The following is a 12,515-nucleotide window of genomic DNA, read 5'->3' as shown; positions in this document are numbered from 1 at the left end:
AACAAATTTACCAGATTTCCTTTACTCCCATTAGGAAAGACTTATATAATATTAGTTGGCTTACCTATGTGTGAAAGGAGAAAGACATATTGGAAACACTTTATTTCATTCTAATCATTTTGGGTGCAATCATTACCTATTCTGTCATAACTTGGTTTTATCAGCGCCGCATTGTTAAAACACTTACTGAAGACCAGTTTAGAGAAGGCTATAGAAAAGCCCAATTAATCGACGTTCGCGAACCAAATGAATTTGAAAACGGCCATATTTTAGGTGCCCGCAATATACCGCTTTCACAAATGAAAATGCGCATGAAAGAACTGCGTCCGGACAAGCCAGTATACTTATATTGCCAGAGCGGCATGAGAAGCGCGAGAGCTGCCCAGTTTTTGCACCGTAAAGGCTACAAAGACCTTTCACACCTGCAGGGCGGATTTAAAAAATGGTCCGGAAAAGTGAAAGTGAAAAAATAATAGCATTAGCTTGAAAAGGCCCCGTTAGTTTAACGGGGCCTATTTTGTTTTGAACTGTCCCATCTTCAAACTCTTCTTAACCACTGCCATATCCCCATTTCCAGCCCGCTTTTCATTTTTTTGGCTGTTTCCCTCGGATTTTATACCAGAATATCTCTATTCTCTTACATCCGGCAACAATCCATTATAGGCATCAAAAAAGAGTGCCCGTTTAGGACACTCTTTTTTGACATTATACTTTTTGATAGCGAAGAACCGGCTTTCTTGCAGCCATTGTTTCATCCAGACGGCCAATAACTGTTGTATGAGGTGCTTCCTGAACAATCTCAGGGTTTTCCTCAGCTTCTTTAGCAATTTGGATCATGGCATCGACGAAAGCATCCAGCGTCTCTTTAGACTCTGTCTCTGTCGGCTCAATCATAATACACTCCTCCACATTAAGCGGGAAGTAGATGGTTGGAGGATGGTAGCCAAAGTCCAGGAGCCTCTTGGCTATATCCAATGTGCGCACGCCAAGCTTCTTCTGGCGCTTTCCGCTTAAAACGAATTCATGCTTACAATGTCTGTCAAATGGCAGGTCAAAGAACGGCTCCAGCCTTCTCATCATATAATTTGCGTTTAATACGGCATATTCCGTTACAGCTTTTAGCCCATCCGGCCCCATAGTGCGGATATAAGTATAAGCCCGGACATTGATGCCAAAGTTTCCGTAATACGGCTTTACGCGGCCGATTGATTGCGGACGGTCATAATCAAACTCATATTGGTCACCATTCTTAACCAAAACAGGTTTCGGAAGGAATGGAATCAGATCCGCTTTTACGCCGACAGGACCAGATCCCGGTCCGCCGCCTCCATGCGGTCCTGTAAATGTTTTATGAAGATTAAGGTGAACAACATCAAATCCCATGTCTCCTGGGCGTGCTTTTGAAAGTACAGCATTCAAGTTAGCTCCATCATAGTAAAGCTTACCGCCAGCACTGTGAACAATCTCAGCCATTTCAAGAATGTTTTCTTCGAACAAACCTAAAGTATTAGGGTTAGTCAGCATAAGGGCAGCAGTATCCTCGCCAACTACTCTTCTTAAGTCCTCTAAATCCACAAGCCCATTTTCATTGGATTTAACCGTTATAGTCTCAAAACCTGCGACTGTTGCAGATGCTGGGTTTGTTCCGTGAGCAGAATCAGGAACGACAACTTTTGTGCGTTTGGTATCACCATTCGCTTCATGGTAAGCACGGATCATCATTAATCCAGTCCATTCTCCATGCGCACCTGCAGCAGGCTGAAGTGTAACTTCATCCATTCCTGTAATTTCAATGAGATGCTCCTGAAGATCATACATTAATTCCAGTGCACCTTGAACAGAGCTTTCATCCTGCAGAGGATGCAAGTGTGCAAAACCATTGTAGCGAGCTACATTTTCATTGATTTTAGGATTATATTTCATTGTACAGGATCCAAGTGGGTAAAATCCTGAATCAACCCCATGATTTCGATTGGAGAGTGCAGTATAATGGCGCATGATATCCAGTTCAGACACTTCCGGCAGCTCTGGCTCTTCTTCTCTCAGGTAGCCTTCTGGAAGAAGTTCGCTCAAGTCAGCTTCCGGAATATCCATTTCAGGCAGGCTGTAGCCGATTCTGCCTTCTGTGCTTAGTTCAAAGATGAGTGGCTGATCTTCCTTATGCATGGTAATCCCCCATTTCTTTAACGAATGCATCAATTTCTTCCTTCGTTCTCAATTCTGTTACAGCAACAAGCATATGATTTTTCAGGCCAGCATAATCTCGGCCCAAATCGTAGCCGCCAATAATGCCCTTTTCAAGGAGCTTCTGATTAACTTCTTTAACAGGCTTATTCAGCTTGATAACAAATTCATTAAACGAAGGACCTTCAAATGGAACTTCAAAACCGCTGGACTTAAATTGCTGTTTTGCATAATGGGCTTTTTGCATATTGGCAGAAGCCATTTCCTTTACACCCTTCTTGCCGAGAGCAGTCATTGCTACAGATGCCGCCAGTGCATTAAGAGCCTGATTGGAACAGATGTTGGACGTTGCCTTATCACGGCGTATATGCTGTTCACGCGCCTGAAGGGTAAGCACAAAACCACGGCGTCCCTGATCGTCTACCGTTTGTCCGACAAGACGGCCCGGCACTTTTCTCATCAGCTTGGAGGTTACGGCAAAATATCCGCAATGAGGGCCTCCAAAAGCAGTCGGAATACCGAAAACCTGTGCATCTCCTGCTACAATGTCTGCTCCAAACTTTCCTGGAGGAGTAAGTGCGCCAAGAGCAAGCGGGTTACTTGAGACTACAAACATGGATTTATGGGCGTGGATAATTTCCTCGAGTTCTTTTAAAGGCTCGACTCTTCCAAAAAAGTTAGGATACTGTACAATCACAGCTGCGATATCATCGCCAATCATTTCATTTAGGGCTTCAAGGTCAGTGATGCCTTCTTTATGAGGGACCTCAATAACTTCAATATACTGCCCCTTTGCATATGTCTTTACTACTTCCTTTGATTCGGGGTGAACTGCACTTGAGATTAAGATTTTCTTACGGCGTGTGCTTCCTGCGCTAAGCATTGCTGCTTCAGCAAGAGCCGTCCCGCCATCATACATGGATGAGTTGGCAACATCCATTCCTGTTAATTCACAAATCATAGTCTGGAATTCGAAAATTGCCTGCAGCTCTCCCTGGGAAATTTCCGGCTGGTAAGGAGTATAGGCAGTATAAAACTCTGAACGGGATAATACATGATCCACAATGACCGGCATGTAGTGATCATAAACACCTGCGCCAAGGAAAGATGTATTTGTGCGGAGATCAGCATTTTTCTGAGCCATTTTCGTAAGCTCTTTCATTAAGGCTGTCTCTGATTTCGCCGGCTTGATATTATATTCGCCCTTGAACCTTACACTCTCGGGAATATCACTGAATAATTCTTCTACAGAACTGACGCCGATTTTTTCTAGCATGGCTTTCTGGTCAGACTCTGTCATCGGTAAATAGCGATGTTTCATTATTTTCTCCCCCCGGTTAGTTCTTTTCTCTTTTGTAAAAAGGTGTTGCTGCAACCTTAGCCTTCAATCTTTTGCCGCGGATTTCCACTTCCAATTCAGTTCCGAGCTCCGCATGCTCTTTCTTGATAAGAACAAGGCCAATATTCTTTTTTAACGTCGGAGATTGTGTGCCTGTTGTCACCTCTCCGATCAGTTCTTCCCCTTTATATACAGGATATCCATGGCGCGGAATACCGCGGTCAATCATTTCAATTCCGGCCAGCTTGCGCGGAATCCCATTTTCCTTTTGATTCTTAAGGACTTCTTTGCCGATAAATTCAGCTTCTTTATTAACTTTTACAGCAAAGCCGATTCCTGCCTCAAGCGGTGTGATATCAGGAGAGAGCTCCTGGCCATATAGTGCCAGGTTGGCTTCAAAGCGAAGCGTATCTCTTGCACCAAGTCCGCATGGGAGAACGCCTTCTTCTTTGCCCGCTTCAAGGATTTCATTCCATAATGCCGCTGCATCCTTGGAATCACAGTAAACTTCAAATCCGTCTTCTCCTGTATAACCCGTTCTGGAGACAAGCGCTTTCTTGCCATTCAAATCAACATCCTGCTGGAATTTAAAGAATCCGATATCCGCCAGATTTGTACCAGTAAGCTTTTGGAGCACTTTTTCGGCAAGCGGCCCCTGAATTGCCAGCTGGGCCATATCTTCTGAAAGGTTCTTTAATTCCACATTTCCTTCAGCATGGTCCTGAAGCCAGTTAAAATCTTTTTCAATGTTGGAAGCATTAACAACTAGCAAATAGTAGTCTTCCTCTATTTTATAGACAAGTAAATCATCAACAGTTCCGCCATTTTCATAACACATGGCTGTATATTGAGCACCTGAGTTCTTTAATTTGGAAATATCGTTTGTCATCATTTTTTGAAGGTATTTAAGACTGTCCGTCCCCTTCACTTCGATTTCTCCCATATGGGATACATCAAAAAGGCCGGCTTTTGTGCGGACTGCTTCATGTTCTTCTTTAATGCTTGAAAATTGAACAGGAAGGTCCCAGCCGCCGAAGTCGATGGTCTTAGCTCCGTAATCTTTGTACACCTCGAATAAAGGCGTGCGTTTTAACTGTGACATTTACTCGTCCCCCTTAAATCTGTTTAATTTGTTTTAGGAACATAAAAAAGGACAGAGTATCCCCTCAAATATGAGAAGATCTCTGTCCTTGCACCTGAAAGTTTACCGAAATCGGCTTTCCCCTTGGGTGGCTTATTTAAAAGCACTCTCCAGAGCTGCGTCAAACAAGAGTTCTTTTGCCTGAGAGATTCACAAATTTTGCTTGCTCCTTCGGCGCTACAAACGTAGTCTCTCCCCTTGTTGTCATTCGCATTTATAAAATTTTCCAAGATGGTCATACTTATACCAAACAGAAAAAATAAAGCTTCATTTACTTCGGTTAACTAAATGTAATTTGTAAACTTTCAAAACTTTCAAAGCTACTAACATCGTACCACCTAAACAGGGTTTGGGCAATATCTTTATATAGATAAAAGGAGCTGTTTTTATGACAGTGCAAATTGGCTTTGATTCTGCCTGGCAGGATGAATTCTTAAAAAGAATTGACGATGACGGCCCATGGGGAAATTGGGAGCTATATAAACTGGCTGTTGAGGTTGAGAACCATACAACTATTCCTGATTTTGAAGGCCTGCAGGCTCCGAAGCATCTGCCGAACCTTACTCCGCTTCCACATCAGCTGGAAGTGGCAAAGCAGGTAGTCGAAAACATGAACGGAAAAGCTATTCTGGCTGACGAAGTCGGTCTTGGCAAAACCATTGAAGCTGGTTTGATATTAAAGGAATATATGATTAGAGGACTTGTAAAAAAAGTCCTTATACTCGTTCCAGCTTCCCTCGTTTCACAATGGGCTATGGAGCTGAACAGCAAATTTTTCATACCGGCTGTGGCGCAGCGGAAAAGCTATGTATGGGAACAATGTGATGTAGTTGTATCATCTATCGATACAGCCAAGCGCAATCCCCATCGTGATATTATCTACAGCCTTGATTATGACCTGATTATTATAGATGAAGCTCACAAGCTAAAAAATAATAAAACAAAAAACTATGAATTTGTACAAAACCTTAAAAAGAAGTTCTGCCTGCTATTAACAGCAACACCCATTCAGAATAGAATCAGTGAGATCTTCAATCTTGTGTCCCTGCTCAAACCCGGGCATCTGGGCAACGAATCAGCTTTTTATGAGAACTATAAAAAGGACTCCCGTTCTTTGAACGATGATGCACATCTAAAGGAGCTCGTGAACAAAGTTATGATCCGCAACCGCAGGGCGGATACCGGGATCGAATGGACCAAGAGACATGTGGAAACCATACCGATTGAATTTTCGCAGGCTGAGCGTGAACTTTATAAAGCTGTAACAGAGCTCCGGGGTGAAGAAGATTGGGTCAGTTCCAGCCAATTTTCGGTAATGACTCTGCAAAGAGAGGCGTGCTCAAGCAGAGAAGCTGTCTATTTTACACTTCAAAATATGATAAAAAGACAGGAGCATCCTTCAATAGCTTTTCAGGAGCAAATACAATACCTTATCAAAAAGGTTGAAGCTGTCCAGCAAAATTCCAAAGCGCAAAAAGCTCTGGAATTAATACAGAAAATAAATGACAAGGTCATAATCTTTACTGAATACAGGGCAACGCAGATGTACCTTCAGTGGTTTTTAAAGCAATATGGGATTACATCAGTTCCCTTCAGAGGGGGATTTAAAAGAGGCAAAAAGGACTGGATGAGAGAGCTTTTCCAAAATAATGCTCAAGTACTGATTGCAACAGAAGCAGGAGGAGAAGGAATAAATCTGCAATTCTGTAATCATATCATTAATTTTGATCTCCCTTGGAATCCCATGCGGCTTGAACAAAGGATTGGGCGAATCCATCGTCTCGGCCAGGAAAAGGATGTTATGATTTATAATTTTGCCACGAAAGAAACAGTCGAAGAACATATTATGAAGCTTTTGTATGAGAAAATACATCTTTTCGAAAAAGTTATCGGTGATTTGGACGATATTTTAACCAAGCTTGAATTTGGCAGTATCGATGATCACCTTGTTGATATATTTGGAAGATCAGCTTCAGAAGGTGAAATGAGAATCAAAATGGAAAACTTGACGAGCATGATCCAATTCGCGGAGGATCTGAAGGAAGGTGAACTGAATGCAGCAACAGGAAATTCATAAATTCCTTGAAAGGTATTTTCACGCAAATGGGTGTGAAATAACTGATAAAGGTCCAGGGTATATGACCGTGCAGCTGACGATTGATTTGGATAAGGAACTAATGAATCGGCCCTTTTATTGGCATTATCTCGAAAAAACAGGCGGAATTCCAAATCCCATGCAGCTGACGCTTATTACAAACCAGCAGCTGGCGCCGCCACATATAAAGGGGGAAGTCATTCACTTCGGCTCACCGAGGCTTCACCAGATCTTTGATTCAGCCCGGAAACTGGCAGGCTATATACGATTATATGAAAATCACCGGCAGGCACCTGGAAATCAGGTTCCGTTAAGGCCCTGGCTGGGAATGAACATTCGCGTATCTTATCAATGCGACCGAAAACGGGATGTCTTTAAATCGATCGGCCTACAACTAATTAATGGCCAAATGGTCGAAAATTTTCATGACAGATTGCTCGGCATGAGCCTTACACCTAAAATCCCAGATTACTCGTTTACCTTGTCTCCGCTTATTAAGCCGGGGAGTGGAGTATTCAGGGTAGCAAATTTCATTAAGGCCGAAATTGAACAAGAAGATCATATATGGGCAGAGGAAGCCCGTGAGCGCTGGCAAAAAGATCTTAGACTTCTTGAACATTTCTACGAAGAGGCGGAAGAAAAAGGGGAAAGTTATGAAAACGAAAAAACTGCCCTTCAGGAGCAATATGAGCCAAAGATTAATATCTCCATAATAAATGGCGGTCTCTTTTATCTGACAGACAGCGCAGTCTAAAATGGCAAAAAACCGGCAGACTTTGCCGGTTTTTTGCATGAGCTATTTGTTTTTTTTTCTTCTCATCCCCAAGTAGAATAGATAAGAAATCATGCCAAACCATCTGAATAAAAACGGCTCTTTCATGTCCTTTTTTTCAATTCGATGCCGCTTTCGCTCATCTTTTGGCTGGTCAATATATTTTACTACTGTCTGTGTAAGATACTTTACATAATCGTTGGATTTCATACTCATACCGCCTTTTTTCCGCACAGAATTGCCATGGCATCCTGCTTTTTATCATTTACAAGTATGTCCAACGGGTTTTCACTCTAAACAATCTATTATCTCTTGTATAATTTCTGATGTATCTTTATTAGTTGTATCAATGGTCACATGAGCTGTTTCTTTATAGAGCGGCATTCTTTTTTCATAAATTTCGTGAATCAGCTTTTTTTTATCACCTTTCAGAAGCGGTCGGGTATGATCCTTTTCTATCCGTTTGAAGATTTCTTCAGGAGACGCATAAAGGAAGAAAACAATCCCCTTTTCGCTAAGCCATTTTCTGTTTTCAGGCTTTATCACAATTCCCCCGCCAGTAGTTATAACTCGCGCTCTTTCATCCAATTCATTTAAAATAAGTGATTCAAGGTTTCTGAAGTATTGCTCTCCATGCTGCGCGAAAATATCATTAATACTCTTATTTTCCCGCTTAACTATTTCTTCATCTGTATCGATTACTTGCTGATTTAAGCAGGCTGCCAGCTCTTTTCCAATAGTTGTTTTGCCGGAACCCATGAATCCGATTAAGTAAATTGGCTTCATCTTTATCCCCACTCAGTTTTTTTCAATCCATTTTATCATTTTTTGCAGGTCTGTGTCATAGTAAGCATAACCGGTAATTTCCTTAGCAGAGCCAATTTTTGTTTTGAAAGTAATCTGAATTAGGCTTGCTGCCACAGGAGAAATTTCATAAGAGACCTTCCCATCTTTAAACAAATAAACTCCTGACTCTTCCGGAGTAATATTTTCCATTCGCATTTTTTCTGTTTTTTTAAAGGAAGAAAGCAGGTAATATTCCTGCATCATTACGGTTTCAGTCTGTTTCACAACCCTTTTCTCAGAAATAAATTGATCTAATTGAATGGTAAGAAGGAAAAGTGCAGCCAGAATGATTGTTAAAGTAAGAGGATAAGCAAATCCATTTTGATTACGGTACATCAATATCCTCCATATCCATTAAGTAATAAAGAAATGCGGAATGCTCTTGATCAAAATTATCTGAAACATTTATTACTACTCCGCCATTGGCAGACGCAAATGAAATGCTTTTCAATTTTTGAAGGACAATCTCATGTCCTTTCATATCTACTCTCCTTCGCAAGCTGGACCCATATTTCTCATAAAGAACAGTTTTCCCGTCTACAGTTAACACAATTGAAGCAGGTGTTATTTTTGAAGCATCAGCCATTCTGATTTCTTTTTTCAGCTGATTAATAAATACATGCCATTCAAGCCTTTGTGTCCTGGCTTCCATTTTCCAGTCATGAGAAAGGAAATTTAAGCTAACCGGCAATAAGGAAACAATCAATAAAAAAACTGAAAATGCAAATAGCATTTCAAGCATTGTAAATCCCTCATTACTAAAATACCTCACACTTTTCCTTTGCTTTACCCCGTACATTCTCATACCTTATGCAAACCTCCATAACTCCTTGCTTTTCCTTAGGGAGAATTTTATAAACCGTTTGATTTACCTCCATGGCTTTCCCCTCAGGAAAACTCCCTTCCGATGCAGCCTCCATAAGACTTTCAAAAAGCAGCTTGGTGCTTTCATAATCCTGTTTTACTTCTTCTGCCTGCTCAGTTGCCTTTATGATAAGGGGAAAAATTATTCCTGCTGCAAGCAGCATCCCTGATAAAGACAGCAGGAGCTCAGCCAGAAAAAAGCCTTCATTCCTTCTCCACATTAAATCGTCCTCTTCCGATAAAAAATGTTATTTTATATAGCTCCTTGTCTGCTTTAATATAGAAGCTTCCAAAATCTTTTGTAATACCACCTGGTCCATATAGAAAGTACATTGGCATTGTTCCCGGTTTAATCTTAATGATCTCGGGATATTCTCTGCTAAAGATAGGATCTGCTGCAAGCTTTTCATTAGCGAAATACCTATTCTCCTCAGGAATAATCTGAATAGTTACATCTGTCTGATGGGTTATGGCATAGTTTTGGGCATAAAGGAGGTCAGATCTAAATTGGGAAAAGAACATTATCTTTTCAAGATAGAAAAAATGAGGTTTAAGAAGCAGGGCTGTAACCGAGGCAATAATAAGGAAAATACTGAGAACGAATAGCGACTCTATCAATGTAAAGCCTGCTTTGTCTTTTATCATGACTCTACTGATTCAACCTTCCCATCCGCAGAAATCTTAACGGCATCTCCATTAGGACAAGTTGTGGTATCTTCATTGAGATATTCGGCAGCCACTAAGTCCTGTATATTCGAAGGAAGTGCTTTTTTATCGATTTCATATGCCTGAACCTGCGCCTGCACCATTTTGACAAACGCATCGCATCCCTTGCTGTTTATTTTTGAATTGTGTTTCGTTACATTGGGAATGGTGATGATTAACAGTACTGATATCACCAATAAAACAATCATCATTTCAATGAGCGTGAAACCTCTGTTATTGTTTAAATTGCGCCATTTCATTAAAATCCCTCCAGTAGATGAAACATAGGCAGCAGAACTGCCAAATACATCGAAACGATTAAAAAACCGATAAACATATATAAAGTGGGCTGAATGATCTTAAGGAGCTTTTCTGTGTTTTCCTCCATTTTACGCAGACAATGCCTGCTAAAAAAAGTTAATTCCTGGTCCAGCCTGCCATTTTTTTGACCATGTCTGATAATATTAGCAAGTTCCTTTTCAAAAAATGGAAAACTCATCAGAATGTCTTCCAGCTTATTCCCTTCACGGAGCTTGATCTTTACAGCTTTGCCGAGGGCACTATAAAAAGGCTGCTTATCATTTTTCTCAAAAAGACTCAGTGCCTCATGTATGGATAAACCGCCATTTAAAAGATAGCTCAGCTGTACAGCAAAGAAATGAGTATAGTAAAGGCGAAGAAAATGGCCAGCTGCAGGCACTCTTACTAGGATCCTTTTTTGCTGGATAGGGGACAGTTTTCTGAATCTGGCACAGTAGTATATAAGCAAACCGGCCAAGCTGCAGACCAGAATCAGAAAAAGTAATGGAAGAAAGTCACCAAATAAATAAACTGCTTTTGTAAAGAAATTAGGCTGAAGCTGCATTGAAACGAATAAGGAAGAGAAACGGGGCAACAGGACATTATCAACGAAAATAAATAAGAATGCGGTAATGAGCATCAGGAAAATCGGATAGGCCATCAGTTTTTTCAATTTTTCAATGTCCTTGCCTTTTCGGAGCACCATTTCGCTTCCTTCAAGAAATGCAGAAGCAAGGCCTCCGTGCTGTTCAGCAAAAAAAACATAGCCAATCAGATTTTTATTAAAGTTCATGGTTGCGAGTATTTGATAAAATGGAAACCCTTCTCTTAATTGAGAGAGGCACTCCGTGATTTCATGTTTTCTTTTTGAAGGGAGCTGATGCACCAGTGACTCAAGCGCCTCAGATAAAGGGTACCCTCTGGACAACAGTTCCCCTGTATTCTTCAGAAACAAACCCTGTTCCTGAATGGTCCATTTATGTTTCTCCATCGCCGTGCACCCACCTGTTGTACTCAGTTTCCTTTATATAGCCAAGGGCAATCCCCTTAGTTATGACTTCCTTGAGTGTTCGATATTTAACTAGACTGCTTTCGCCTCTTGCCTTCTTAATGGAGGCATTGAGCGCCCTTCCTGCCAGCAACTCAAACACACTTGCCCTTTTCCACCTGCCATATCCATAGCAGAATGGGGAGCACTCCCCTTCACAATAGGGACAATTCAATTCGACAAGACGCTGTGCGGTAACAGCCACTAAAGTCTGTTCAATTTCCAGCATGTTCACTCCAAACTCAGCTAAACGATATACAGCCCCCTGGGCATCCCGGGTATGCATGGTGCTTAAAACGAGATGTCCAGTAAGAGCTGCTCTAACTGCAATCTTTGCCGTTTCTGCATCCCGGATTTCCCCCACCATAATGATATCGGGGTCATGGCGAAGGATTGCTTTTAAGCCAGCAGAATAAGATACGCCAGCTTTTTCATTCACTTGAACTTGCAGTACCAGGTCATTTTCTTTTTCAATGGGATCTTCCAGGGTGATTACATTTCGATGGAACATATGGGAGGTTTCATTTAGAAGAGAATACAATGTAGTGGTTTTTCCGCTGCCTGTCGGGCCAGTAAAAATAATTAATCCATGTGCATGCTTCAGCAGTGCAAGCATTTTTCTTGTCATGTCTGGAAAAAGGCTGATTTGATAAAAGGGAATTTGTTCCTGCTGGGGAAGGATTCTGATAACGAGGCTTTCACTGTGGCTTGATGGGAGAGTTGAAAAGCGCAGACCAATCATTTGTCCGTCTACTTCGAGTGAATAAGCACCGCTCTGAGGCCTCCTTTTTTCACCTATGTCCATCGAAGCTGTAAATTTAAAATGAGAAATCAATCTGTCGCACTCTTCTTTGGGAAGATAAAGCCTGGGGGTTAATTGATTGCCGAATCTCAGCTGAATTAATGTGTCTTTTCTCCGGGGAATGATGTGGATGTCAGAAGCATGGCATCTGACAGCATCCTTAATAATTCGTTCTGCCATTCTTTCAATTATACTCAACTAGTTATGCACCACCTTTTTTAGTTATTCAGGATTATTATTCGACTTAACCGGAGCCTTTCCTTCATTTTACGGCAAATTTTTTTGACGAATTTGTGAATAATTTTTTTTTTTCTTTTCATAATAAAAGTGTATTGAGGAATCAATGGGCTATAGCCAAGCGGTAAGGCACCGGACTTTGACTCCGTTATGCGCAGGTTCGAATCCTGCTAGCCCAGTAG

General features: G+C 41.3%; 15 protein-coding genes, 1 tRNA gene and 1 riboswitch. Of the genes, 4 read left to right on the top strand and 12 right to left on the bottom strand.

Features of this window, described 5'->3' with window-relative positions:
- Positions 1-89: 89 nt before the first annotated feature.
- Complete coding sequence (locus NSQ49_RS19155; RefSeq protein ID WP_159865162.1) at positions 90-473, top strand: rhodanese-like domain-containing protein; 384 nt, start codon at positions 90-92, stop codon at positions 471-473.
- 232 nt (positions 474-705) lie between these two features.
- Here NSQ49_RS19155 and gcvPB read toward each other — a convergent pair whose 3' ends face one another.
- The 3 genes from gcvPB to gcvT are packed head-to-tail and all read right to left on the bottom strand — an operon-like array spanning position 706 to position 4,625.
- Positions 706-2,166 (bottom strand): aminomethyl-transferring glycine dehydrogenase subunit GcvPB, encoded by a 1,461-nt coding sequence (gene gcvPB, locus NSQ49_RS19150; protein ID WP_159865329.1) that lies wholly within the window; start codon positions 2,164-2,166, stop codon positions 706-708.
- Positions 2,159-3,505 (bottom strand): aminomethyl-transferring glycine dehydrogenase subunit GcvPA, encoded by a 1,347-nt coding sequence (gene gcvPA, locus NSQ49_RS19145; RefSeq protein WP_159865159.1) that lies wholly within the window; start codon positions 3,503-3,505, stop codon positions 2,159-2,161. Before gcvPA ends, gcvPB begins: the two co-directional genes overlap by 8 nt.
- A 16-nt stretch (positions 3,506-3,521) precedes the next feature.
- Positions 3,522-4,625 carry a glycine cleavage system aminomethyltransferase GcvT gene (gene gcvT / locus NSQ49_RS19140; protein ID WP_159865156.1) on the bottom strand — a complete coding sequence of 368 codons (1,104 nt, stop codon included), beginning with the start codon at positions 4,623-4,625 and terminating at the stop codon, positions 3,522-3,524.
- A 158-nt stretch (positions 4,626-4,783) separates the two neighbouring features.
- Positions 4,784-4,872: riboswitch (glycine riboswitch) on the bottom strand.
- A gap of 180 nt (positions 4,873-5,052) precedes the next feature.
- Between gcvT and NSQ49_RS19135 the strand changes: the two genes are divergently transcribed.
- Both NSQ49_RS19135 and NSQ49_RS19130 read left to right on the top strand, forming a co-directional pair.
- A complete protein-coding gene (locus tag NSQ49_RS19135) occupies positions 5,053-6,741 on the top strand; it encodes a DEAD/DEAH box helicase (RefSeq protein WP_251283697.1) in 1,689 nt (562 codons plus the stop codon).
- A complete protein-coding gene (locus NSQ49_RS19130) occupies positions 6,719-7,513 on the top strand; it encodes a YqhG family protein (protein ID WP_251283696.1) in 795 nt (264 codons plus the stop codon). Before NSQ49_RS19135 ends, NSQ49_RS19130 begins: the two co-directional genes overlap by 23 nt.
- Before the next feature lie 42 nt (positions 7,514-7,555).
- On the opposite strand, the gene NSQ49_RS19125 is transcribed toward NSQ49_RS19130, so the two are convergent.
- From NSQ49_RS19125 to comGA, 9 genes are all read right to left on the bottom strand, one after another.
- Positions 7,556-7,741, bottom strand: a complete 186-nt coding sequence (locus NSQ49_RS19125) for a YqzE family protein (RefSeq protein WP_159865147.1) — start codon at positions 7,739-7,741, stop codon at positions 7,556-7,558.
- A gap of 78 nt (positions 7,742-7,819) precedes the next feature.
- Positions 7,820-8,317 (bottom strand): shikimate kinase, encoded by a 498-nt coding sequence (locus tag NSQ49_RS19120; protein WP_159865144.1) that lies wholly within the window; start codon positions 8,315-8,317, stop codon positions 7,820-7,822.
- 12 nt (positions 8,318-8,329) lie between these two features.
- Positions 8,330-8,713 (bottom strand): competence type IV pilus minor pilin ComGG, encoded by a 384-nt coding sequence (gene comGG, locus NSQ49_RS19115; RefSeq protein WP_251283695.1) that lies wholly within the window; start codon positions 8,711-8,713, stop codon positions 8,330-8,332.
- Entirely contained in the window at positions 8,703-9,119 is a 417-nt protein-coding gene (gene comGF, locus NSQ49_RS19110; protein ID WP_159865138.1) for a competence type IV pilus minor pilin ComGF, read from the bottom strand. Before comGF ends, comGG begins: the two co-directional genes overlap by 11 nt.
- A 16-nt stretch (positions 9,120-9,135) precedes the next feature.
- Complete coding sequence (locus NSQ49_RS19105; protein ID WP_159865135.1) at positions 9,136-9,462, bottom strand: phosphatase; 327 nt, start codon at positions 9,460-9,462, stop codon at positions 9,136-9,138.
- Entirely contained in the window at positions 9,446-9,886 is a 441-nt protein-coding gene (gene comGD / locus NSQ49_RS19100; protein ID WP_159865133.1) for a competence type IV pilus minor pilin ComGD, read from the bottom strand. Before comGD ends, NSQ49_RS19105 begins: the two co-directional genes overlap by 17 nt.
- A complete protein-coding gene (gene comGC, locus NSQ49_RS19095) occupies positions 9,883-10,206 on the bottom strand; it encodes a competence type IV pilus major pilin ComGC (RefSeq protein ID WP_159865131.1) in 324 nt (107 codons plus the stop codon). Before comGC ends, comGD begins: the two co-directional genes overlap by 4 nt.
- Complete coding sequence (gene comGB / locus NSQ49_RS19090) at positions 10,206-11,237, bottom strand: competence type IV pilus assembly protein ComGB (protein WP_159865128.1); 1,032 nt, start codon at positions 11,235-11,237, stop codon at positions 10,206-10,208. Before comGB ends, comGC begins: the two co-directional genes overlap by 1 nt.
- Positions 11,224-12,294 carry a competence type IV pilus ATPase ComGA gene (comGA, locus tag NSQ49_RS19085; RefSeq protein WP_159865125.1) on the bottom strand — a complete coding sequence of 357 codons (1,071 nt, stop codon included), beginning with the start codon at positions 12,292-12,294 and terminating at the stop codon, positions 11,224-11,226. The genes comGB and comGA overlap by 14 nt, the downstream gene beginning before the upstream one ends.
- A gap of 146 nt (positions 12,295-12,440) precedes the next feature.
- On the opposite strand from comGA, the gene NSQ49_RS19080 reads away from it, so the two are divergent.
- Positions 12,441-12,512: transfer RNA gene (locus NSQ49_RS19080), tRNA-Gln, on the top strand.
- Positions 12,513-12,515 lie beyond the last annotated feature (3 nt).

This window comes from Cytobacillus sp. FSL R5-0377, from assembly GCF_038004385.1.
In the GTDB taxonomy this organism is placed as follows: Bacteria; Bacillota; Bacilli; order Bacillales; family Cytobacillaceae; genus Cytobacillus.
This window is presented reverse-complemented; position numbering and strand designations above follow the sequence as displayed.

Coding starts and splice junctions, on each gene's coding strand:
- comGG (WP_251283695.1), bottom strand. CDS start 8,713: ATGTACCGTAATCAAAATGGATTTGCTTATCCTCTTACTTTAACAATC.
- gcvPB (WP_159865329.1), bottom strand. CDS start 2,166: ATGCATAAGGAAGATCAGCCACTCATCTTTGAACTAAGCACAGAAGGC.
- NSQ49_RS19135 (WP_251283697.1), top strand. CDS start 5,053: ATGACAGTGCAAATTGGCTTTGATTCTGCCTGGCAGGATGAATTCTTA.
- NSQ49_RS19105 (WP_159865135.1), bottom strand. CDS start 9,462: ATGTGGAGAAGGAATGAAGGCTTTTTTCTGGCTGAGCTCCTGCTGTCT.
- comGB (WP_159865128.1), bottom strand. CDS start 11,237: ATGGAGAAACATAAATGGACCATTCAGGAACAGGGTTTGTTTCTGAAG.
- gcvT (WP_159865156.1), bottom strand. CDS start 4,625: ATGTCACAGTTAAAACGCACGCCTTTATTCGAGGTGTACAAAGATTAC.
- NSQ49_RS19130 (WP_251283696.1), top strand. CDS start 6,719: ATGCAGCAACAGGAAATTCATAAATTCCTTGAAAGGTATTTTCACGCA.
- NSQ49_RS19125 (WP_159865147.1), bottom strand. CDS start 7,741: ATGAAATCCAACGATTATGTAAAGTATCTTACACAGACAGTAGTAAAA.
- NSQ49_RS19120 (WP_159865144.1), bottom strand. CDS start 8,317: ATGAAGCCAATTTACTTAATCGGATTCATGGGTTCCGGCAAAACAACT.
- comGC (WP_159865131.1), bottom strand. CDS start 10,206: ATGAAATGGCGCAATTTAAACAATAACAGAGGTTTCACGCTCATTGAA.
- gcvPA (WP_159865159.1), bottom strand. CDS start 3,505: ATGAAACATCGCTATTTACCGATGACAGAGTCTGACCAGAAAGCCATG.
- comGD (WP_159865133.1), bottom strand. CDS start 9,886: ATGATAAAAGACAAAGCAGGCTTTACATTGATAGAGTCGCTATTCGTT.
- comGF (WP_159865138.1), bottom strand. CDS start 9,119: ATGCTTGAAATGCTATTTGCATTTTCAGTTTTTTTATTGATTGTTTCC.